Consider the following 22,702-nt stretch of genomic DNA (forward strand, 5'->3'; position numbering starts at 1 on the left):
TTCATTAGAAGATGCTTTTTCGAAGGAAAAACTAAAGGAGCCTCAACTGCTGCATCAGCTCCTCTCTGTAAACCCGACCTATTGGGATGGCATGCTCCCCTATAATTATATGCTGGTCTTTTATCTGTTGGATCGCTTTTTTATTGACTACATACGATTTGTGAACTCGCATAAATCCATAAGCTTTAACAATTTCTTCAACCTGCTTAAGTGGTTTACTGATCATACATTTGATATTATTCGTAATCACGTGAGAGTACACATCATTGGCTTGAATAAACATAATCTCTGGAATATTGACCCGGAGGTAACCATTGCGATCTTTCACATATACGGTACCATCAGCATCCATTAAATTCTCCATGTTAGACTGCTCCCGCTCAATGGCGGCAAAAGCCAGCTTCAACGCCACACGAACCTCAGCCTCACGAAAAGGCTTAATCAAATACCCCAAAGGATTCGTTTTCGATGCGCGATCAACGGTCTTTTCATCTGAGTATGCTGTGATGAAAATAGCCGGAATTTTTTCTCGCTTCTGTACGATCTCCGCCAATTCTATTCCCTCGTTTGCTCCATCAAGATTGATGTCTAGCAAAAGCAGGTCAGGAGTGGTATCCGATATCAGGTTCAGTGCCTCTGTCACACTCTCCGCCTTGCCGCAGCATGTGTAGTTAGTTTCTTCCACTATGACTTCCAGCGAATCTGCTATCAGTGGATCATCCTCTACTATAAGTATTTTATATGCCATCAATCTATTACAGTGTACTTTTTAATTGTAAATGAGGTCTTTGTACCATTACCTAAAGCCGACTGAGTTTCTGGTTTACATTTGAGTTTTCGACTGAGCGAACTCACAAGTTTTAATCCAAAACTACTATCTCTGGCAGGATTATTAATGTCATAGCCCAGACCATTGTCCATGATTTCCAGATAAAGATTGTCTTTTTCTTTTGTCAGTTTCAATCGAATTTCCGGTTCCGAAATGGTGTCATCAAAAGCATACTTTAAGCAATTAACGATTAACTCATTAGTGATTAAGCCAAGAATAATAATGGTATCAAGATCGAGGACAAAATCATCAATCTCTTGCCTAACCTTTACATGACGAGTGGTATCAAAAGATTGTACAATAGTTTGCACCAAATCCTCGAAATAATTCTGCACATCTACTCCCATTCCCTTGTCATTGGTTTGGTAGAGCTTCTGATGTACAAGCGCCATCGTCTGAATACGATATTGACTCTCTTGAATGGCATTTACAGCTTTTTCGTCTTTAATCGACTTAGACTGTAATAACAAAAGGCTATTAATTGTCTGTAAATTATTTTTGACTCGGTGATGAATTTCACCCAATAGCACTTCCTTTTCTTGTAGGGATTTGGCTATTACTTCTCGTTGATTTTCCGCCTGAATTTGCAGACCTTCCACCTGATTAAACAAACCCACAAACCTCACCGCCATCATAAAAGCAAGTGTAAGCATGATGCCCAGCGTACTCAGGTCTTCAACAAAGGGCACATAAGGTATCCAGTTTAAATAGAAAAAAATGGCAGGGAGTGGTGCAAATAGAAAAAATATCACAAATAATAACGCAAGGTGAGATTTGATTTTATTCCTTCTATAGGCCAAGAAGATTATCCATAGTATAATCATCAATGACACCAACATGACCACAATGGTAAATTTGTGCATCTGAGAAAAGTAATAAACGGGAGCAAGAAGAATAAACACCATGCCCAGCCCAAAATAGGATATTAAAGAAATGTAAAGCTTCCGCCCCATTTCATTAGGAAACATGGAACGAAAAAATAGAATGAAGAAGAAAAACGACAAATAGGTCGTGATGTATTCCGCCCGCACCAGATATATCCACGGCACATCATCCAAAACCTTATTGATCAAGTGAAGATCATACAAACCAAATCTCAACCCATAACTCAAAAACGCTAATGACAAATACAATGTAGGTGGATCCTTTTTCCAGTATAGATGCATCCCGAAGAAAAACAAGCTCAAAGCCAAAACACTTCCCATCAAAAAAATAGTGGTAATCACCTGTAGCTCCCTTTCATCAAAAAGTCGATCAAAGTGTCCTATGCGAATCGCCTTGTTCATTCCACTTTTGCTGTGCTTGTAATTAGCTACCTGCCACACCAGCTCATTCCCCCCTTTTTGCAGCCTAAGAGGAACCACCTCTGGCACCCACCTATGTTTGGTACGCTTAGGATCAGCGTGCACTTCACCACTACTGCTTATTTTCTTCCCATTGAGATAGAGCTCAGAAGCACCGTGTGTTTCAGGTACGGCAGCAGCCAAGTCATCATACACATCATCTGTCGTTATAATGAGCCTGTAACACCCTTTACCCGTAGAAGGATAACCATGTGCAGACCACTTCCCGGGGACAGTAATGAAACCTGTAGGAGATAAGCCATCAGGTAGCTTGATAAATAAGGTATCAAAATAAAATTCCCAATCCCCCTCAAGAGAGAGTTCTTTTTCTCCCTGATAATACACAAGCCCATCTCTTACCTGAGATTGCACATCGAGTATAACTACCAGCAACAGAATTGAAAAACTAAATAGGATTGAAAAGCACTTGTTACTAAACAATGAGATCATAAGCCGAAACGTACCATGAGTAGATTGGTAACTAAGCAAAAATAACGAACTTATAAAATGTTAATTTTTCAGCATAAAAAATCTCACTATGTCCATCAATACCCCTCGAAACTTCATTTATAAATACTACTTCTTGTACATTGTCCAACAAAGTAAAATTCAGAATTTACAGTGTTTGAATAAACACAAATGAATTACTACAAATGAGCTGATACACTAAGCAGAAGCCAATTTTTCTCATTATCTATATAGTTAAGTACCTACAACAATTAGCGAATCATCAAGCGGAATAAATAATCTAAAAACATTCTGAATACATTCAAGACCCGTTACGATTTCGTCAGGGTTTTTTATTTGCTCCGGTACAGCAGAATAATTTGAATAACTAACCCTATTGCAATTAAAGCTCCGATCTCCAATTTAGTCATCAAATTACTTCGGTCAATTGCCTGATTAGAATAGTCAATTTGCCTCTTCCCCTCTTTGATTTGTATTTCAAATAAAACATCGAGAATTTCATTCACCTCCAAGTGTTGTTCATCCAACTGTCGAATATATTCAGAACTTACACCCTGATTATCACTCACAAGCAGTTCAGACTCATACTTTTCAAGAACCGCTAACTCCCGTTTCAATCGCTCAAAATAGGACTCTTCATGTGCAACCATTGCTGTCGAAGCAAATTTTCCAATCAATGAATCAATAGCCGTATTTGATAAATTATTGGTCTGTTGAATTTCCGCTAACTCGGCCAAATGCAGTGCTTCCTGTTTCTTTTGAAGTTGTCTGGAAATTTTAAACAAGTAGTCTTTAACCAATAATCGGTCTTCATACACTGTTGTTAGCGCCCGCTCCACAACTTCAAAATGTTGCTTATCCATCAGGTTGGTGGCCAAAACCAATAAGAATACCACAACAAGCGCAACAATTGATTTCAATTTACTGAAGGTTCTTCTCTGGATCATCTCTGCAGGGATTTAAGTCTAATATAACTAACGAAAACCACCTATTAAATACCCTCCCAAAAAATACGGACAGCTAATTAAGGAATATTCACTTGATCAGAACTCACATTTATATAAACACCTCCAGAATAGCAGGACCCCAATACTTTTTAGTAAAGAAGTATGTAGCTAAGACAAGAAACATGGTTACTGAAAGCAAAACAATCACCGCCATACCCTCCACATACCGATTCTGAATAAGCTTTTTTCTACTGATAAATAATTGCGCAATTAAGAGGTTTGGGATGTAAAAAAAGAAATCCATGAAGTAATCAAACGGTCCCGTAAAATCACTAGCATGTCCAGCACGATCCATAATCAGAAACCAAAAACCGTACTCCATTCTGTACAACCAAGATCCAATTGCTAAGGCAAACAAACGAATAGCCCAGACTCGATGCTTTTCAAAATCACCAGAACGCGCATATTTAATGGCAAAAACTCCTGCAAGAAAAGTTAACACCCCATAGCCTGTAAAGGCAACATTCATCCAGAGACCTCCAATAGTACCTTTCAAGAAAATGAAGGCTAGGCCTCCTAAGGCAGTAATAATAGAAGCCACCACATACACTCTACCTACCCAGCGATGAAAGACTGGATACTTTGTTCGGATACCATCCAGCAGTTGAATACAGCCAAGAATAAGAATGATCCCTCCTGCGGCAAAGTGAAGCCCTATTCCGGCAGTTGCTCCCCTTGTTTGCTCATCATACAATCCAGGCAAAATCTCATTCCACTGAGTGGTATTTCCCTGAATAAGAGCGATGAAGTAAAACGCTAATATGTATAAACCAAAAAGCATGGCACTACTCCAAACCGTAGCAACTAACAGTTTAGAAGTCAGTTGAAAAATAAATGATGGCTTATCAGCCGTTATATTTAGCGATGAATTCATGAATTACACGTTACCATCAAATGAAGATGAAAAAATCACTATTAAAGACGTTCACTAGAAACAAGCAAAAGACCCTTCTACGATCATTTAAAGAAATTATGAAGCAAATTAATTAGTAAGAAGAAGATTAGCTCCTATTTTCCCGGCAATGCATGACACTTTCCCGACATAGCCTCCATTTCAAAAAAGACCAAATAAATATTAGAGTTTTACTTTTTTCGAAATGACATTCAGAGCGACTCCCAGTATCACAAGCCCCATACCCACGTAAGTCATCCAGTTAAACGTCTCATCAAATAAGAACCAACCGAACAATATCGCATAGATCAACCCGATATAAGTAAGAATCGAAACCTTGGAGAGCTCCTCTGCCTGGTAGGATTTAGTCATGAAGAACTGAGCTATCTGTGTGAATAGCCCTACAGCAAGCAACACCAGCCAATCCCAACCCTGAGGCTGCACCCAAACCATAGCTGACCAAACACCAGCAATCGGCATCAATACCAGAGGGAAATAAAATATGATGACCAATGGATGTTCCGAAGTTTTGAGCATGCGAATGAAATTATAAGCCAATCCCATAAATAAGGAGGCCCCTACTCCCATTCCTAAATGAAGCACAGAGATACGGTCATCGAATCCACGAACAACCAGCACTCCAGCAAAACTGATAGCAAAAAATACCCATTGCCAAGGCCTTACTTTTTCCTTCACTAAAAAGATTCCAAGAATTGCTGTGAAAATTGGAGCGAGATACTGCAACGTAGACATTGTCGCTAGTGGGATCTGCTGCAATAAGCTGAAATAGGTAATTAAAGCAATAGCCCCAGCCACACCACGCATCACCAATATGGGCTTATTATTTCCCCAAACACTTACACGCTGCCTCTGCAGATAGTAAACACTGATCACCAGGGATATAACGGATCGAAAAAGAATGACCTCTATGGCAGGAATATGTGGAACCAATTTCACACTCACCTTCATCAAGGTAAACATAAAGGTCGCCAAGAGCATGTATTGTACTCCTTTAGACATTAAGCTACGATTACTCCGTCAGCGATCTCCAATTTACGATCTGCCATTTCTGCCAGATCTTTATTGTGAGTTACAATGACGAAAGTTTGCTTTAAATCATCTCGTAGCTTAAAAAATAGATTGTGTAATTCTTCTGCATTTTTCGAGTCAAGATTTCCACTTGGCTCATCGGCAAATACAATAGAAGGATCATTAATTAGTGCTCTGGCAACAGAAACACGTTGCTGCTCTCCCCCAGATAATTCCGATGGCTTATGATCTTTACGAGCAAGCATCCCAAGCATTTGAAGCAATTCCAAGGCACGTTTTTTTACTTCATTGGAATTTCTCCCTCCTATCAAACCAGGAATCATCACATTTTCCAATGCCGTAAACTCAGGCAGGAGATTATGAAATTGAAAAATAAAACCAATGTGATCGTTACGAAAGGCTGCCAACTTCTGCTGACTCAATTTGAAGATACTGGTATTGTTAAGTAAAATCTCACCACTATCTGGATGATCTAATGTTCCCAACACATGCAGCAAGGTACTTTTACCAGCACCAGAAGCTCCCACTATAGAAACTACTTCTGCTTCTTTTATCTCAAGATCTATTCCTTTTAATACGGGAAGAGTCCCGTAAGCCTTTAAAATACCTTGTGCTTTTAGCATGTCGCAAATATAGAATCAAAAACGAACTGAATACCCTGAAGTTAACGAAACGATTGTATCTACACATTGTTAAGAACTTCTAACACAGAAAGGTTGATTAAACAAGCCTTTTACAGTAGATTCGCACAAAAATTTTGACAGCATGAACATCCACGAATATCAAGCGAAAGAAGTACTAAAGAGCTATGGTGTAACTATCCAGGAGGGTATCGTAGCTGACACCCCTGAAAAGGCTGTAGAAGCGGCAAAAGAATTAAACAAAGCAACCGGCACTGAGTGGTATGTGGTAAAAGCACAGATCCATGCTGGTGGTCGTGGAAAAGGTAAAGTTCAGGAGACTGGTTCTAATGGTGTAGTATTGGCTAAAAGCCTTGACGAAGTAGGACCAAAAGCAGAAGCTATTCTTGGCGGAACTTTGGTAACACACCAAACAGGTCCAGAAGGTAAAAAAGTAAATAAGGTATTGGTCGCTCAGGATGTATACTATCCAGGTGATTCAGAGCCAAAAGAATATTATCTATCTATCCTATTAGATAGAGCTAAAGGATGCAACGTAATCATGGCTTCTACCGAAGGTGGAATGGACATAGAAACTGTTGCAGAAGAAACTCCAGAGAAAATCGTAAAAGAGTGGATCGATCCTGCAGTAGGTCTTCAAGGTTTCCAGGCTAGAAAAGTAGCATTCGCTCTTGGCTTGGAAGGCGAAGCATTCAAAGGCATGGTGAAGTTCATCTTCTCTCTATACAAAGCATACGTTGCTACAGATAGTTCTCAGTTTGAGATCAACCCAGTGTTGAAAACATCTGACAACAAGATTCTTGCTGTAGATGCAAAAGTAAATCTGGATGACAATGCACTTTATAGACATAAAGATCTAGCTGAGCTTAGAGATATCACAGAGGAAGATCCTTTGGAGGTAGAAGCTGGCGAAAGCGGATTGAACTACGTGAAACTAGACGGTAACGTAGGATGTATGGTAAACGGAGCTGGTTTGGCAATGGCTACTATGGACATCATCAAATTATCTGGTGGTGAGCCTGCAAACTTCCTAGACGTAGGAGGAGGAGCAAACGCACAAACGGTAGAAGCTGGTTTCAGAATCATCTTGAAAGACCCTAACGTAAAAGCAATCTTGATCAACATCTTCGGTGGTATCGTAAGATGTGATAGAGTAGCAAACGGAGTTGTAGAAGCTTACAAAAACATTGGTGAAATCAATGTACCTATTATTGTAAGACTTCAAGGAACTAACGCTGAAGAAGGAGCAAAGATTATTGATGAGTCTGGCTTGAAAGTAGTTTCAGCAGTTGTATTGAAAGATGCAGCAGAAAGAGTAAAAGAAGTTTTGGCTTAACGTTTAAGTCATAAATTCAGATGCATATAAAGGCTGCCAATTGGCAGCCTTTTTTCTGTGAAAGTCTCGAATGATGAACTGCTAGGATTTACTTAAAGAGTAAAATTTTCTGTTCGGGCTCTATGGCACCAATGGTTTGTTCTTAAATTCTGCCATCAGTTTTATTCACGGGTTCTAAGACACCAAAAAAAGTCGACCTCTAATATTTATACGACTTTCATGCAAGGTTAGTGACATCCCATATCATGAAAGTTTTATTTATATTCTCCCTATACGTCATTACGAGACTAGCTTTTTTAACTAGACGCGGCAATCTACTGACGGATTATTAAAACGTCATTCCTGCGGAGGCAGGAATCACATCTATCAAATCCTCTACCTCAAACATTCTCCACAAGCATTATTAAGCCCAACCGTCATCACGAGCGCAGCGAAGTGATCTTACAATAAAGCTTAGCCAACTCATTCCTTAAGATTGCTTCAGTTCCTTCGCAATGACGACCTGATCCATCGTCATTCCTGCGGAGCCTGCCAGCCGTGGCAGGGCTGGAATCCCATCAAGCCACATTCCCCACAAGCATTATTGAGCCCAACCGTCATCACAAGCATAGCAAAGTGATCTTACAAACAAGCTTGACCAACTCAATAGGTAAGATTGCTTCAGCTCCTTCGCAATGACGACCTAATCCATCGCCATTCCTGCGAAATCTGCCGTGGCAGGGCAAGAACCCCATGAAGCAGACCTACACGTCAAAATGAGATTCCCCTATAATTCCATTCTAATCACCCAAAGGAATCTTATTCTTGAAGGAATTCAGTGAATGACGGTAAGAGACAAAACATCATTCCTGCGAAGCCTGCCTGCCGAGGTAGGGCAGGAATCCCATCAAGCTCCATGCCCAAGAAGCATAATTGAACCCAACCGTCATCACGAGCTCAGCGAAGTGATCTTACAAACAAGCATAACCAACTCAATAGGTAAGATTGCTTCAGTTCCTTCGTAATGACGACTCAAATTAAAGCATACCTAAAATACATTAGCCGAATTCGTCATTCCTGCGGAGCCTGCCTGCCGAGGTAGGGCAGGAATCACATGAAGCAGAACTAATCGTCAAAGTGAGATTCCCCTATAATCACATAAGAATTAACTCTTAAGCATTGCGACAAGTACACGTGATTCGAGGAATGACGTTTAGAATTTTAGTCAGCAACCCTTAGCCATCGTAATTAAAAAATGCAGCAAACGATTTAAAAACGGCTATTTATTGCAATTACTGAACTTCAAAACTCTTACACATCGTAATAATTACCATTATTGTTAAAATTTAACAGACGTTAGTTGTTCTTTTGAAGGGTTATCTATTAGCTTTGAATCACAGATGAAAAGAATCCTTGCAAATATTGTCATTACACCAATTATTATTCTAGTCATTATTATGACAGGAGAAGGGAATGGCTGTATTTAGCTTAAAATAGAAAAGAAACTATAAGCGCCATTCCAAACAGAATGGCGCTTTTTTTTAACCCAAATTAAAATTATGTATTACGACGATCGCACAGAGGTTTTCTTGGATGGAGAGTGGGTCAAGGCTAAAGACGCAAAAGTCAGCTTATTTGCCCAAACACTTCATTATGGAACCGGGGTCTTTGATGGCCTTCGCTCCTATAACAACGGCAATGGTTTTAATATTTTCAAACCACACGTTCACTTTCAGCGCTTGAAAGATTCTGCGGAAAAGGTTTTCCTGAATGTACCCTACTCAGTTGAAGACCTGACCAAGATTGCTTACGAACTGATCGATAGAAATAACTTAACCAATGCCTATATCAGGCCATTGGTATTTGCTGGACCCAACATGATTTTGGCTCCTTCTAAAGAATCACACTTTTTCATGACGGCCTGGAAATGGGCGAAGTATCCTGGTTTCGAACCCCTCAATACCATGATTTCTTCATACCTAAAGCCAAGCCCTAAGTCTACACCAGTAGAAGCTAAAATCATCGGAAACTACTCTGCAAACACATTAGCATCCGCTGAAGCTAAGAAATTAGGTTTTGATGAAGCAATCCTTTTGGATCACGACGGACATATATCTGAAGGTCCAGGAAGCAACATCTTCTATGAAAAAGACGGTGAGTTATTTACCCCAAAACTCGGCAACATCCTTCCAGGAATCACTCGTAGCACCATCATGGAAATCTGCGATGAACTTGGAGTGAAAGTAACTGAAAAAGACATTACCCCAGAAGAGTTTTACAAAGCCGATCATGCGTTTTTCTGTGGAACAGCTACAGAAATCACACACATCAGCTCAGTAAACGGAGAAAAATTTAAGAAGAAATGGGACGACTCCATAGGACATAACCTACTGGAAGTCTACCAGCAAAAAGTAATGTTTGACGAGTACCGCGGACTCACTATAGTATAAGATGGCGAACGAACTGAATAAGTACAGTAAAACAATCACTCAGGATGAAAGTCAGGCTGGATCATTGGCCCAGCTATATGCACTAGGACTTACTGAGGATGACCTTAAAAAAGCACAAGTAGGAATTGTTAGCACAGGATTCGAAGGAAACCCGTGCAACATGCACCTTAATATATTATCACATCAGGTTAAAAAAAGTGTCAAAGAATCTGATCTGGTAGGATTGATCTATCACACCATCGGGGTAAGTGACGGAATGTCCAACGGAACTACAGGAATGAAATACTCTCTAATCTCAAGAGATATCATTGCTGACTCTATAGAAACAGTAGCTCAGGCGCAGTTTTACGACTCAATCGTAGCAGTAGTAGGTTGTGATAAAAACATGCCGGGTTCTATCATTGGAATGGCTCGCCTCAACAGACCGTCTATCATGGTTTACGGAGGAACAGTTAAGCCAGGAAAATGGAAAGGTGAAGACCTCAACATCGTCTCTGCTTTTGAAGCATATGGTGCAAAGCTTGGTGGCAACATCTCTGATGAAGACTACAAAGGCATCATCAAGAACTCGATCCCTGGACCAGGTGCTTGTGGCGGTATGTACACAGCCAACACCATGGCTTCTGCAATCGAAGCGATGGGTATGAGCTTACCTTTCAGTTCGTCAAACCCTGCAGAGGGTGATCCGAAACAACAAGAAATTCAGACAGTGGGTGCTGCTATCAGAAATCTGATGGAGAAAAACATCCTTCCTAGTGACATCATGACCAAGAAATCGTTTGAAAATGCGATTTCAACAGTAATGATCTTAGGAGGATCTACCAATGCAGTACTACACTTAATCGCAATGGCGAAAGCTGCTGATGTGGACATCACCTTGGATGATTTCCAACGAATCAGTGACAAGACACCATTCTTAGCTGACCTGAAGCCTTCAGGCAAATACCTCATGGAAGACCTTCACAAAATCGGTGGAGTACCTGGAGTGTTGAAGCTGATGCTAAATCATGGTTACCTTCACGGTGACTGTATGACCGTAACAGGTAAAACCATCGCTGAAAATCTGGAAGCTGTCCCTGACTTAACAGATGACAAAGGAATGATTTATTCCTTCGACACACCTATCAAGAAAACAGGCCACTTACAGGTTCTATATGGGAACCTTGCTCCAGAAGGTGCAGTAGCTAAAATCACTGGTAAAGAAGGTGAGGTCTTCGAAGGTCCTGCAAGAATTTATGAAGATGAATTCTCAGCAATAGAAGGAATCGGAAAAGAAGTTCAAAAAGGTGAAGTAATTGTGATTCGCCAATCTGGTCCGAAAGGAGCTCCAGGGATGCCAGAAATGCTGAAACCAACCGGAGCTGTGATGGGTGCTGGACTTGGTAAAGATGTGGCACTAATCACGGATGGTCGTTTCTCTGGTGGTTCTCACGGATTCGTAGTAGGTCACATTACTCCAGAAGCACAGGAAGGCGGACCACTTGGATTAATCAAAAATGGAGACATCATCAGAATAGATGCGACTGAAAACAAGCTGGAAGTTCTGATCTCCGATGAAGAAATGGAAGCTCGTCGCAAAGCATGGGTACAACCAGCTTACAAAGCGACAAAAGGCATATTAAAGAAGTACATCAACTCCGTAAAATCAGCCTCAGAAGGCTGCGTAACAGATGAATAAGAATATGAATACATCCACGCTAGAGGTAGCAAAGAAGCCAAAAGAAGCCACGATCAAGGTATCGGGAGCTGAGGCGGTATTACTATGCTTAATCGAAGAAGGTGTAGACGTCATATTCGGGTATCCTGGCGGCGCAATCATGCCGATCTATGATGCACTATATGGCTACACTGACAAGTTAGAGCATATCCTTACAAGACATGAGCAGGGTGCTGCACATGCTGCTCAGGGATATGCACGAGTCACTGGCCGTACAGGTGTCTGTTTTGCAACATCTGGCCCAGGAGCCACAAACTTAATTACAGGACTAGCTGATGCTCAGATAGACTCCACTCCTATGGTGGCAGTAACTGGCCAGGTAGCTTCTCACCTTTTGGGAACTGATGCTTTTCAGGAAACGGACGTGGTTGGCATCTCCATGCCGGTAACCAAATGGAATTATCAGGTAACCCGTGCTGAGGAAATCCCTGAGGCAATGGCTAGAGCATTCTACATTGCAAAGTCTGGAAGACCTGGACCTGTATTGATAGACATCACTAAAGATGCTCAATTACAGCAATTTGAGTACACCTATGAGAAATGTACCAAAATCAGAAGCTACCACCCATACCCGGAATTGGAAGAAGACAAAGTAACAGCAGCTGCTAAGCTGATCAACGAGTCGAAAAAGCCATTCATTCTGGTAGGTCATGGAGTATTGCTTTCTGGAGCACAAAAAGAATTGATTGACTTTGCCGAAAAAGCAGGAATACCAATGGCGTCTACGCTTATGGGACTTTCAGCTGTGCCAGTTAGTCACCCACTATATGTTGGTTATTTGGGAATGCATGGGAACTATGCACCAAACGTCAAAACCAACGAATGTGATGTATTGATTGCGATCGGTATGCGCTTCGATGACCGGGTAACTGGTGACTTGAAACGCTATGCGAAGCAGGCAAAAGTGATTCACATTGAGATTGATCCAGCTGAGATCGATAAGAATGTGAAAACGGAAGTTGCCATCAACGCGGATGCGAAACAAGCATTGCGTTCATTGATCAAACAAACTTCTGAAAACAGTCACAAAGACTGGGTTCAGGAATTTAGAGCACTGGATAAGGTAGAAGACGAAAAAGTCATTCAACCAGAGAAATACCCAACCGAAGGTGAGATCAGAATGGCTGAGGTAATCCGCAGGATTTCTGACAAAACAGAAGGTAAAGCGATTCTGGTTACAGACGTTGGGCAGCATCAGATGATCGCATCTAGATACTATGCCTTTGAAGATACCGATGCGAATGTAACTTCAGGTGGTCTGGGCACCATGGGATTCTCCCTTCCTGCAGCTATGGGAGCTAAAATGGGAAGACCCGATAAGACAGTCGTTTCTGTAATTGGTGATGGAGGTTTCCAAATGACCATTCAGGAATTGGGCACCATCTTCCAGAGCAATATCGCTGTGAAGATTTTGGTGCTGAACAACAACTTCTTAGGAATGGTAAGACAGTGGCAGCAACTTTTCCATGATCGTCGCTACAGTTTCACTGAATTGACCAATCCAAACTTCCAGAAAATAGCTGAAGGATACGGCATTGCAACTAATAAAGTATCTGAAAGAGCTGATCTGGATGCGGCGATCGAGAGCTGGTTAAGCAGCGATGGTCCTGCTCTATTGGAAGTACTGGTAGAAAAAGAAGAAAACGTGTTCCCTATGGTACCAACCGGGGAGTCTGTATCTAATATCCGATTGGAACCTTAAACCGAAAGAACTAATGACGAAATCATTATATAGCGAAGACACTTCCGATCAGGTAGAAAAGGAATTTACCCTATCGGTATTGACTGAAGATAAAGCAGGTTTGCTCAATCACATCACGATCATCTTCACCAGAAGAAAGATCAACATTACCAGCTTAAATGTCTCTACTACGGAGGTAGCTGGTGTCTCTCGATTCACTATTGTACTTACGAGTACCAGAGAAAGAATCGAAAAGGTGGTAAAGCAAATCAGAAAGCTAATCGATGTACTTGGCGCGTTTGTCTATGACGAAACTGACATCTACTATCAGGAAATTGCTTTGTACAAAGTGCCTACTCAGGTCTTTCTAAATGGCAGTAAAATCGAAGATTTGGTCCGTAACAATGGAGCTAGAATACTAGTGATAGAAAAGGATCATATCATCATCGAGAAGACTGGTCACAAGGAAGAAACTCATGATCTATACAAAAAACTGGAGCCACATGGCTTGTTGGAATTTGTGAGATCTGGCCGAGTGGCAATATCTAAATCAAAACGTAAGACAGAAGCATTCATCAAGCAATTGGAAGACGCTGAGTCTAATTTATTAAGCATAAAAGAATTCTAAATACATTTTTTCAAACCAATTAAAACAATGGCAAAAATCAATTTTGGAGGCGTAGAAGAGGAAGTAGTAACAAGAGAAGAGTTTCCTTTATCAAAAGCACAGGAAGTCCTAAATGGCGAGACTGTAGCCGTTCTTGGATATGGTGTACAAGGCCCAGGTCAGGCACTAAACCTAAAAGACAATGGCATCAACGTAATCGTTGGACAAAGAAAAGGATCTAAAACTTGGGACAAAGCCGTAGCTGACGGATGGGTGCCGGGCGAGACTCTTTTCGAATTAGAAGAAGCTTGCGAAAAAGGTACAGTTCTTCAGTTCCTTCTATCAGACGCTGGTCAGATTGCTCTTTGGCCAACAGTAAAAAAACACTTAACTCCTGGAAAAGCACTTTACTTCTCTCACGGATTCGGTGTTACTTACAAAGAGAAAACTGGTATCGTACCACCAGAAGATGTGGACGTAATCCTTGTTGCTCCTAAAGGTTCTGGAACATCTCTAAGAAGATTGTTCGTAGAAGGTAAAGGATTGAACTCAAGTTTCGCTATCCACCAGGATGCTACAGGTAATGCTCGTCAAAAAGCAATCGCACTAGGTATCGGAGTTGGATCAGGTTACTTGTTCGAAACAGACTTCTACAAAGAAGTATCTTCTGACCTTACAGGTGAGCGTGGTACTTTGATGGGTGCTATCCAGGGTCTATTCAGAGCTCAGTATGAAGTATTGAGAGAAAATGGTCACTCTCCATCAGAAGCATTCAACGAAACTGTGGAAGAGGCTACTCAGTCTTTGTATCCATTGATCGCTGAAAATGGTATGGACTGGATGTATGCAAACTGTTCTACTACTGCACAAAGAGGTGCATTGGATTGGATGGGACCATTCTACGAAGCTACTAAGCCAGTATTTGCGCAACTATACAAGTCAGTAATCGACGGTGTGGAAGCTCAAAAGTCTATTGACTCTAACTCACAACCTGACTACAGAGAGAAACTTGAAGCTGAATTGAAAGAGCTTGAAGAGTCTGAAATGTGGCAAGCAGGTAAAGCTGTTAGAAAGCTTAGACCAGAAAACAACTAATCAAATAATTGATAATGGAGAATGAAACATAGTTATTAAGAAACAAAATCAATTTGATTTACCCCGTCCCTAAAGGGTGCCAAATTGATTTTTTTCATCTTCCCTTTAGGGAATTAAAGGGCAAAAGATGAAAATGATTAATGAAAATTCATTCTCCATTTTACATTATCAATTTTCAATTTCATAATGGCAGTTCAAACCACATTTCGTCCAGAGATAGAAGACGTCAAGAAAGCTCATAACAATCTGAGCAAGGTAATCTATCAGACACCACTTCAGTACAGTTTCAACTTGAGTGAACGATATGGCGCGTCCATTCACCTAAAGCGTGAAGACACCCAAATCGTGCGTTCATACAAAATTCGTGGTGCTTACAACAAGATTACCAGTCTTACCGAGGAAGAACTTTCAAAAGGTGTGGTATGTGCTAGTGCAGGAAATCACGCACAAGGCGTAGCATTTTCTTGCTTCAAATTAGGAGTAAAAGGTGTGATCTTCATGCCAGCACCTACTCCCAAACAAAAGGTGCAGCAAGTAAAGATGTTTGGCAAAGACCAGGTAGAAGTAGTTCTGAAAGGCGACACCTTTGATGACGCCTATCAAGCGGCTATGGAATACCGTGATGCCAACAACAGTACGTTTGTTCATCCATTTGACGACCCTAAAGTCATAGAAGGACAAGCAACTGTAGGATTGGAGTTATTTAAGGATGCTGAATTCTCAATAGATTATCTATTCCTACCTGTTGGTGGTGGCGGATTATCTGCAGGAGTTTCCAGCGTAATGAAACTCCTAAGTCCAAAAACAAAAATCATCGGTGTAGAGCCAGCAGGAGCTCCAGCGATGTATGAGTCATTCCAACAAAACAAGGTGGTGACTCTTGAAAAAATTGACAAGTTTGTTGATGGTGCTGCCGTCAAAAAAGTGGGTGATACGACTTTCCCTCTTTGCAAAGAAAACCTTGACGAGGTAGCGCTAGTAGACGAAGGCAAGCTGTGCTCGTCACTCATCAGCATGTACAATGAAAGCGGAATTGTTCTGGAGCCAGCTGGAGCACTATCCGTTGCCGTTTTGGATCAATACAAAGACCAAATCAAAGGCAAAAACGTAGTATGTATACTTTCTGGCAGCAACAACGACATTACCCGAACTGAAGAAATTAGAGAACGTTCTCTATTGTATGAAGAACTCATGCATTACTTCATTATCCGATTCCCTCAGCGTGCCGGTGCCCTTAAAGAGTTCGTAGCTGAAGTACTGGGACCAGATGATGATATCGTACACTTTGAGTACACCAAGAAAACGTCTCGTGAACAAGGTCCTGCACTAATTGGGATTGAGCTCAAGTCTAAGGAAGACTTCCAGCCTCTACTCACGAGAATGAAAGAAAGAAACTTTTTAGGTGAGTATCTCAATGAAAAACCCGACCTTTTCGGTTACATCATTTAAAGAATCGAATTTTTTAGGACATAAAAAGTAGGTTTGCAGTTCGGAAGCCTAAAATCTAACCACGCGAAAAAATAAGCGATGAAAGTATTAAAATTTGGAGGAACGTCTGTTGGTAGTGAAGAAGCTATCAGACAAGTCGCGAAAATTGTTCAGTCTCAAGTCGATCAGGTAGTATTAGTTACATCCGCCGTAGGTGGAGTAACGGACCAATTAGTAAAAATTGGTGAAGTAGCTGCCTCTGGTGACAAGGTGTACATTTCGCACTTCGAAGTAGTAAAAGTGCAACACGAGCAACTTTACTATAACTTGATTGAAAACAAGCCTGACGACAAGTTTTATAAGATTATTGAGGAGTTTGAAGACATCTGTAAAGGTGTATTCTTACTTCGTGAATTAACTACGCGTAGCTCCGATTACATTTTGAGTATCGGTGAGCGTCTTTCTTCATTGATCATTTCCGAATTTTTCCGAACAGAAGGAATTGATATTACCCTTTTCGATAGCCGTCAATACATCAAAACAGATGATCACTTTGGTCATGCCAATGTGAACTTCAAATTGACGACACAAAAAATTAAAGAAGCTGAGGCTTCTTTCACTAGAGTAAGCCTTTTCCCTGGTTTTATCTCTTCTACAGAAGACAACCAAACCACTACTCTTGGTAGAGGAGGATCTGACTATACAGCAGCTATCCTTGCAGGTGTATTAGTGGCTGACCATTTTGAAGTTTGGACAGATGTAGATGGTTTGATGACTGCTGACCCAAGAATGGTGAAGCGTGCTAACTTCATCGAACACGTTTCCTATGAAGAGGCTTTGGAGCTATCGCACTTTGGAGCGAAAGTAATCTACCCTCCTAGTATTCAGCCTGCATTGGAAAAAGGTATTCCAATGACTATCAAAAACACCTTCAAACCTGATCAGAAAGGAACTTTGATCACGAAGGAATGGGATGACAACAAGCAATTGATACGTGGTATATCCAGCATCAAAGACATTGCATTGGTAACATTGAGTGGTAGCGGAATGGTAGGTATCCCGAAGTTCTCATATCGTTTCTTCAGAGCTTTGTCAACTGCTAAAGTAAATGTGATCTTGATCACTCAAGCATCTTCTGAGCACTCGATTACTGTCGGTATCGATGCGAAGGATGCTAATCCAGCATTAAAAGCGCTAAAAGAAGAGTTTACTGAGCAAATAGCAAGTAACCACATAGATCCAATTCTGGTAGAGAAGAATTTGTCCATCATCGCATTGGTGGGTAACAACATGCGTGATCAAGTGGGTGTTAGTGGCCAGATGTTTAACGTACTGGGTAAAAATGGTGTAAGCATCAAAGCCATCGCACAAGGATCTTCAGAAAGAAACATCTCTGCGGTAATCTCTAAAGATGATTTGAGTAAAGCGCTAAACGTGCTTCATGAAAGCTTCTTCCTTTACGCTACTAAACGCATTAACCTATTCATCATCGGAACAGGTAATGTTGGTAAAGCATTTATCAATCAATTGGTGCAGCAGTTCACTTACCTGAAGAAAAACCACCAGTTGAATATTAAGATCATCGGAATGGCCAATTCCAAAAAGATGATTTTCGAGAAGGATGGCACGCCACTTTCTAAATGGGAATCAACTTTAGCGAATGGAGCCAAATTCGATAAGAAGGATTTCTTACGTCACATGTACGAGATGAACCTTCGCAACAGTATTTTCATAGATATCACTGCATCTGATGAAATCGCTGCATTGTATCCAGAAATACTGAAGAAGAGTATTTCGGTAGTAACACCAAACAAGATTGCTGCTACAGGACCTCAGGTAGATTACCTGAACCTGAAATCTATGAGCAAGAAATTTGGTAGCCGATTCTTATTTGAAACCAACGTATGCGCTGGATTACCGGTACTTTCTACCTTGAACGATCTGGTAAGAAGTGGTGATCAGGTTCATCAAATTGAAGCGGTATTATCAGGAACACTGGTATTCCTCTTCAATGAATACAATGGCACTACCAAGTTTGTAGACGTGATCAAAAAAGCGAAAGAGCTTGGATTTACTGAGCCAGACCCACGTCTGGATCTATTCGGATCTGATGTGAAGCGTAAGATCTTGATTCTGATCAGAGAGAGTGGCTACACCTGTGAGTATGATGATATTGAGTTGAACTCATTCTTGCCACAAAGCTGTATGGAAAGCACAACCATCGAAGATTTCTATGAGAAAGTAGAAGCTGAAGAAGCTCATTTCAAGAAATTGTACGATGATGCTCAGGCTAAAGGCTCCAGACTAAAAGTTGTTGCAAAATATAAAAACGGACATGGTTCTGTAGGACTGGAAGCAGTTGATGCAACGCATCCGTTCTATAACCTGGAAGGTAAAGACAACATCGTGTTGTTCTACACGAACAGATACAACGATCATCCAATGGTGATCAAAGGTGCTGGTGCTGGTGCAGAAGTAACTGCATCGGGAATATTTGCTGATGTTTTAAGACTTTCTCAATCAGATATCTAAATGGAAAAAGTACAGGTTTTTGCGCCGGCCTCCGTAGCGAACGTGGGACCGGGATACGACACCTTTGGATTTGCGATAGAGCGTCTTGGTGACATCATCACTTTGACCAAAAGGAATGACAGCAAGCTGAACATTCTAAAAAGTGAAGGTGCAGATTTGCCAACCAATCCAGAGAAAAACGTTGCTACAGTAGCAATCAAAGCACTACTTGACAGCTTAGAAAGTGAGCAGGGTTTTGATGTACACATCAAAAAATTGTTCAAACCAGGCAGTGGACTTGGAAGCAGTGCATCCAGTGCCTCAGGTGCTGTATATGCTGCCAATAAACTATTGGGTGAACCATACAGAGACGAAGAACTATTAGAATTCGCTTTAGAAGGTGAAGCTCTTGCTTCAGGAATGATCCATGCAGACAATGTTGCTCCTTCCCTACTTGGAGGTTTTCAAGCGGTAAGAAGTTATGAGCCTTTGGAGCTATTCCGAATTCCTACTCCTGAGGACTTAAGAGTTCTGATCATCTTCCCAGATGTAGAAGTAAAGACCTCTGAAGCTAAAGGATTGGTTCCTAAAGAGCTATCAGTAAAAGATGCTCGAGAGCAATGGGGAAATGTAGGAGCTTTGATTCATGCCATGCATGCTGAAGATTATAAACTAATGCGTCACGCGATCACTGACCGAATTGCTGAACCAGTTAGAAAGAAATTGATTCCGCACTATGGTCAGGTGAAGCAATATGCTTTGGATCATGGAGCAGTAGGATTCAATATCTCAGGATCAGGACCAAGTATGTTTGCACTATTCAGAAGTGCTGATGCCGCAAAAGCTTGCATGACTGAAGTAGAAAAAATCTATCAAAAAGCTGACCTTCGTGTCTTGCTTAATTTATCACGAATTAATCCTAACGGCTGTCAGGTTATCTAATCGACAGTCTATAGCTATATGAAATTCTATTCAACTAATAAACAATCAGAAGCTGTTTCATTCAGAGAAGCAGTGATCAAGAGTTTACCAACTGATAAAGGACTTTACTTCCCTGAGGAAGTGCCAGAATTGGATTATCTATTCCTTGAAACCCTCGACTACTATTCTCTTCCCGAGATTGGAATGGAGGTTTTGAGACAATTCACTAAAGAAGATATTCCAGAACAAAAGCTGAATGAAATTCTTCATGAAGCTCTGGACTTTGAGATTCCGGTTAAAGAGGTTGAGAAGAATATTCATACATTGGAGTTATTCCATGGACCTACCTATGCTTTCAAAGATGTTGGAGCGAGATTTCTAGCTAGATGTCTGGGATACTTTAATGAAACCGAAAATAAAGAAGTTACCATTTTGGTAGCTACATCAGGTGATACTGGTGGAGCGGTTGCTTCTGGTTTCCACAATGTACCTGGAGTGAATGTAGTGATCCTCTACCCTTCCGGAAAAGTGAGTGATCTTCAGGAAAAGCAATTGACTACACTTGGAGGCAATATTACCGCTTTGGAAGTAGAAGGAGATTTTGATGCTTGTCAAGCGATGGTAAAACAGGCTTTTCTGGATGCTGACATCAATTCCAAACTAAACTTGAGCTCAGCCAACTCGATCAACATTGCTCGTTGGTTGCCACAATCTATCTACTTCTTTGAAGCATATAAGCAACTGAAAGATGCTAAGAAACTTGTTGTGGCTGTTCCTTCTGGAAACTATGGCAATATCACGGCCGGTATGCTAGCTAAGAAAATGGGCTTGGACATTCACCGATTCATTGCGGCATCAAATGCAAATGATACGGTGCCTAGATATTTGAAAGATGGCAACTATGAGGTAAAACCTACGGTACCAACTTTATCTAATGCCATGGATGTAAGTGATCCTAGCAATCATCCTAGAATGCTGGAGCTTCACGAACAAAATTTCAAAGACATCATCAAGCATACTCAAGGCTTCACCATAAACGACCAACAGACTTTGGACGTGATGAAATCTTGCTATGCTAGCAATCAATACATCCTTGATCCTCATGGTGCTATTGGCTATCAGGCTTTGAAAGAAAAACTAGAAAAGAAAGAAACTGGTGTTTTCTTAGAAACCGCTCACTATAGTAAGTTCTTATCTACTGTAGAGCAAGCATTGGATCAAAAGATGGATCTTCCAGACTTTGTATCTGACTTGATGACAAAAGAAAAAGTAGCGACTAAAATTGGAAACAGCTACGACGAATTCAAAGCATTCCTATTAGGCTAATGTCAGATCAGACTTTACCGAAACACCTAATTGCTCTGGAAGAGAAATGTCAGGAAGTTGGCTTTACTCAACCCTCTGACAGAGCAATTGGCTATTTGTTAAGAACACTGATTGCCTCTAAATCAGGAGGTCAATTCCTGGAACTTGGAACTGGAATTGGGTTATCCTTTGCGTGGCTCGTGGACGGCATGGATTCCAAATCTTCATTAGTTAGTCTTGATAATAATGAGGAATTAACCACAATCGTTAAATCTTTCTATCCAAACAACGATCATGTGACTATCCACTGCACTGATGGGGAATCATGGATAGACGAACACAAAGACCAACAGTTTGACTTGATTTTTGCAGACACCTGGCCAGGAAAGTACAATCACCTCGATGAGGTTTTGAATATGGTTAAAGTAGGTGGTTTCTATATCATCGACGATCTGGATGAACAACCTAACTGGCCAGAAGGACATGCCCAAAAAGCCGCAAACCTAATCAACTACTTAAAAGGGCTTCCTAACTTCAACTTCACACACATGGCAGGTTGGTCAACCGGAGTGATGATTGGGGTGAGAACTTCCTAAAAAGGTATACCTTTCAAATAAAGTTTCTTCCCACCTTTTCCAGCGAGGGCTCCCTTTTCCCATTGATACAATGACTCTGGAAGACCTGACAGCACTAAACCCATATCTTCTAAAGTATATGTTCTGGCATTGCTGACTGCTCCATCCCAGGCAATGAAAATTGGCAAAACCGGGATCAAGTACGTGAATACCAATTGTTGCCAGCTCATCGGGCGAACCATAGGTGTCACAAACAACACCGTGAGGATATTGATAGGAAATGCAATCCACCAGATCCATTTAGGAAATGAATTATCACTGATTTCATAGCCCAAAAATGGCTGATTGGAACTTTGCGCATCAGCAAGAATTGCTCGCAAGACATCTGGAGTCATGTGGTGCATGCTGCAAATCATCGTTCGGATTCCAGTCATTTCCTTAGACACATGCGCGGCATTTACTGATTCTGGTTGATAGTGTATAGGCCCACTTTGACCAATTTGAGCTATGGCACTCGCATTTGGATACAAATCGGTCAATGTCAACTCCAGTTGGGGATATTGACTTGCCAATAGCTGATGCACCATAGGCATTGGCCCTCCTGCACCAGAACACAAATCCACTACCTGTCTTGTACCTGTTCGATCCATTACCTCTTTCAACAATGCGGCCAAATGAGATGCCGAGTCAAGCAATCGATGAAATGTCGCTATATAATTAGTCATACAGATTCTGAGAAAATCAGGAAACCAGGAAAAATCTTCAAATTCAAATAATTGGATCCGTTTCATAATTACCTATTCAAATATCCTGAAGTTACAACCACATCACCTGATAGTCAAGCATTAAGGTAGGGTAATCCTCTAT

18 protein-coding genes are annotated in these 22,702 nt (G+C 41.0%); 11 read left to right on the forward strand and 7 right to left on the reverse strand.

The features are described 5' to 3' along the window. Positions 1–31: 31 nt before the first annotated feature. From NXS00_RS08005 to NXS00_RS08030, 6 genes are all read right to left on the reverse strand, one after another. Positions 32–748 carry a LytR/AlgR family response regulator transcription factor gene (locus NXS00_RS08005; RefSeq protein WP_258098635.1) on the reverse strand — a complete coding sequence of 239 codons (717 nt, stop codon included), beginning with the start codon at positions 746–748 and terminating at the stop codon, positions 32–34. Further along, entirely contained in the window at positions 748–2,565 is a 1,818-nt protein-coding gene (locus tag NXS00_RS08010; protein ID WP_258098636.1) for a histidine kinase dimerization/phosphoacceptor domain -containing protein, read from the reverse strand. Before NXS00_RS08010 ends, NXS00_RS08005 begins: the two co-directional genes overlap by 1 nt. A gap of 407 nt (positions 2,566–2,972) precedes the next feature. Further along, on the reverse strand, positions 2,973–3,587 hold the full coding sequence (locus tag NXS00_RS08015) for an MCP four helix bundle domain-containing protein (RefSeq protein ID WP_258098637.1): 615 nt from the start codon (positions 3,585–3,587) through the stop codon (positions 2,973–2,975). Between the two features lie 109 nt (positions 3,588–3,696). Then, entirely contained in the window at positions 3,697–4,521 is an 825-nt protein-coding gene (locus tag NXS00_RS08020) for a DUF2306 domain-containing protein (protein ID WP_258098638.1), read from the reverse strand. A gap of 201 nt (positions 4,522–4,722) precedes the next feature. Then, positions 4,723–5,559, reverse strand: coding sequence for a DMT family transporter (locus NXS00_RS08025; protein WP_258098639.1), 837 nt, complete (start codon positions 5,557–5,559; stop codon positions 4,723–4,725). Continuing rightward, positions 5,559–6,212: an ABC transporter ATP-binding protein gene (locus NXS00_RS08030; protein WP_258098640.1), complete on the reverse strand. Its 654-nt coding sequence runs from the start codon at positions 6,210–6,212 to the stop codon at positions 5,559–5,561. Before NXS00_RS08030 ends, NXS00_RS08025 begins: the two co-directional genes overlap by 1 nt. A 142-nt stretch (positions 6,213–6,354) precedes the next feature. Here NXS00_RS08030 and sucC point away from each other — a divergent pair, with 142 nt between their 5' ends. The 11 genes from sucC (at position 6,355) to NXS00_RS08085 (ending at position 21,856) form a co-directional block, all read left to right on the forward strand. Continuing rightward, on the forward strand, positions 6,355–7,566 hold the full coding sequence (sucC, locus tag NXS00_RS08035; protein WP_258098641.1) for an ADP-forming succinate--CoA ligase subunit beta: 1,212 nt from the start codon (positions 6,355–6,357) through the stop codon (positions 7,564–7,566). 1,538 nt (positions 7,567–9,104) lie between these two features. Beyond that, the gene (locus tag NXS00_RS08040) at positions 9,105–9,995 is read left to right on the forward strand and encodes a branched-chain amino acid transaminase (RefSeq protein WP_258098642.1); all 891 of its coding nucleotides are present in this window, start codon (positions 9,105–9,107) and stop codon (positions 9,993–9,995) included. A 1-nt stretch (position 9,996) separates the two neighbouring features. Continuing rightward, positions 9,997–11,673 carry a dihydroxy-acid dehydratase gene (gene ilvD / locus NXS00_RS08045; RefSeq protein ID WP_258098643.1) on the forward strand — a complete coding sequence of 559 codons (1,677 nt, stop codon included), beginning with the start codon at positions 9,997–9,999 and terminating at the stop codon, positions 11,671–11,673. After that, positions 11,666–13,414 carry a biosynthetic-type acetolactate synthase large subunit gene (gene ilvB, locus NXS00_RS08050; protein ID WP_373418661.1) on the forward strand — a complete coding sequence of 583 codons (1,749 nt, stop codon included), beginning with the start codon at positions 11,666–11,668 and terminating at the stop codon, positions 13,412–13,414. Before ilvD ends, ilvB begins: the two co-directional genes overlap by 8 nt. A 13-nt stretch (positions 13,415–13,427) precedes the next feature. Then, positions 13,428–14,021, forward strand: coding sequence for an acetolactate synthase small subunit (gene ilvN, locus NXS00_RS08055; RefSeq protein ID WP_258098644.1), 594 nt, complete (start codon positions 13,428–13,430; stop codon positions 14,019–14,021). Positions 14,022–14,048: 27 nt separating this feature from the next. Continuing rightward, positions 14,049–15,095: a ketol-acid reductoisomerase gene (ilvC, locus tag NXS00_RS08060; protein ID WP_258098645.1), complete on the forward strand. Its 1,047-nt coding sequence runs from the start codon at positions 14,049–14,051 to the stop codon at positions 15,093–15,095. Positions 15,096–15,281: 186 nt separating this feature from the next. After that, complete coding sequence (ilvA, locus tag NXS00_RS08065) at positions 15,282–16,544, forward strand: threonine ammonia-lyase IlvA (RefSeq protein WP_258098646.1); 1,263 nt, start codon at positions 15,282–15,284, stop codon at positions 16,542–16,544. A gap of 78 nt (positions 16,545–16,622) precedes the next feature. Next, positions 16,623–19,055, forward strand: coding sequence for a bifunctional aspartate kinase/homoserine dehydrogenase I (thrA, locus tag NXS00_RS08070; RefSeq protein ID WP_258098647.1), 2,433 nt, complete (start codon positions 16,623–16,625; stop codon positions 19,053–19,055). Next, positions 19,056–19,976: a homoserine kinase gene (locus NXS00_RS08075; RefSeq protein WP_258098648.1), complete on the forward strand. Its 921-nt coding sequence runs from the start codon at positions 19,056–19,058 to the stop codon at positions 19,974–19,976. Between the two features lie 18 nt (positions 19,977–19,994). Next, the gene (gene thrC / locus NXS00_RS08080) at positions 19,995–21,281 is read left to right on the forward strand and encodes a threonine synthase (protein ID WP_258098649.1); all 1,287 of its coding nucleotides are present in this window, start codon (positions 19,995–19,997) and stop codon (positions 21,279–21,281) included. Next, complete coding sequence (locus NXS00_RS08085) at positions 21,281–21,856, forward strand: O-methyltransferase (RefSeq protein WP_258098650.1); 576 nt, start codon at positions 21,281–21,283, stop codon at positions 21,854–21,856. The genes thrC and NXS00_RS08085 overlap by 1 nt, the downstream gene beginning before the upstream one ends. Here NXS00_RS08085 and NXS00_RS08090 read toward each other — a convergent pair. After that, positions 21,853–22,626, reverse strand: coding sequence for a hypothetical protein (locus NXS00_RS08090; RefSeq protein WP_258098651.1), 774 nt, complete (start codon positions 22,624–22,626; stop codon positions 21,853–21,855). The two genes, NXS00_RS08085 and NXS00_RS08090, sit on opposite strands and share 4 nt — an antisense overlap. Between the last annotated feature and the right edge of the window lie 76 nt (positions 22,627–22,702).

The sequence above is a fragment of the Marinoscillum pacificum genome, assembly GCF_024714495.1.
GTDB lineage: Bacteria > Bacteroidota > Bacteroidia > Cytophagales > Cyclobacteriaceae > Marinoscillum > Marinoscillum pacificum.

Coding starts and splice junctions, on each gene's coding strand:
- NXS00_RS08005 (WP_258098635.1), bottom strand. CDS start 748: ATGGCATATAAAATACTTATAGTAGAGGATGATCCACTGATAGCAGAT.
- NXS00_RS08015 (WP_258098637.1), bottom strand. CDS start 3,587: ATGATCCAGAGAAGAACCTTCAGTAAATTGAAATCAATTGTTGCGCTT.
- NXS00_RS08020 (WP_258098638.1), bottom strand. CDS start 4,521: ATGAATTCATCGCTAAATATAACGGCTGATAAGCCATCATTTATTTTT.
- NXS00_RS08025 (WP_258098639.1), bottom strand. CDS start 5,559: ATGTCTAAAGGAGTACAATACATGCTCTTGGCGACCTTTATGTTTACC.
- NXS00_RS08030 (WP_258098640.1), bottom strand. CDS start 6,212: ATGCTAAAAGCACAAGGTATTTTAAAGGCTTACGGGACTCTTCCCGTA.
- sucC (WP_258098641.1), top strand. CDS start 6,355: ATGAACATCCACGAATATCAAGCGAAAGAAGTACTAAAGAGCTATGGT.
- NXS00_RS08040 (WP_258098642.1), top strand. CDS start 9,105: ATGTATTACGACGATCGCACAGAGGTTTTCTTGGATGGAGAGTGGGTC.
- ilvD (WP_258098643.1), top strand. CDS start 9,997: ATGGCGAACGAACTGAATAAGTACAGTAAAACAATCACTCAGGATGAA.
- ilvB (WP_373418661.1), top strand. CDS start 11,666: ATGAATAAGAATATGAATACATCCACGCTAGAGGTAGCAAAGAAGCCA.
- ilvN (WP_258098644.1), top strand. CDS start 13,428: ATGACGAAATCATTATATAGCGAAGACACTTCCGATCAGGTAGAAAAG.
- ilvC (WP_258098645.1), top strand. CDS start 14,049: ATGGCAAAAATCAATTTTGGAGGCGTAGAAGAGGAAGTAGTAACAAGA.
- ilvA (WP_258098646.1), top strand. CDS start 15,282: ATGGCAGTTCAAACCACATTTCGTCCAGAGATAGAAGACGTCAAGAAA.
- thrA (WP_258098647.1), top strand. CDS start 16,623: ATGAAAGTATTAAAATTTGGAGGAACGTCTGTTGGTAGTGAAGAAGCT.
- NXS00_RS08075 (WP_258098648.1), top strand. CDS start 19,056: ATGGAAAAAGTACAGGTTTTTGCGCCGGCCTCCGTAGCGAACGTGGGA.
- thrC (WP_258098649.1), top strand. CDS start 19,995: ATGAAATTCTATTCAACTAATAAACAATCAGAAGCTGTTTCATTCAGA.
- NXS00_RS08085 (WP_258098650.1), top strand. CDS start 21,281: ATGTCAGATCAGACTTTACCGAAACACCTAATTGCTCTGGAAGAGAAA.
- NXS00_RS08090 (WP_258098651.1), bottom strand. CDS start 22,626: ATGAAACGGATCCAATTATTTGAATTTGAAGATTTTTCCTGGTTTCCT.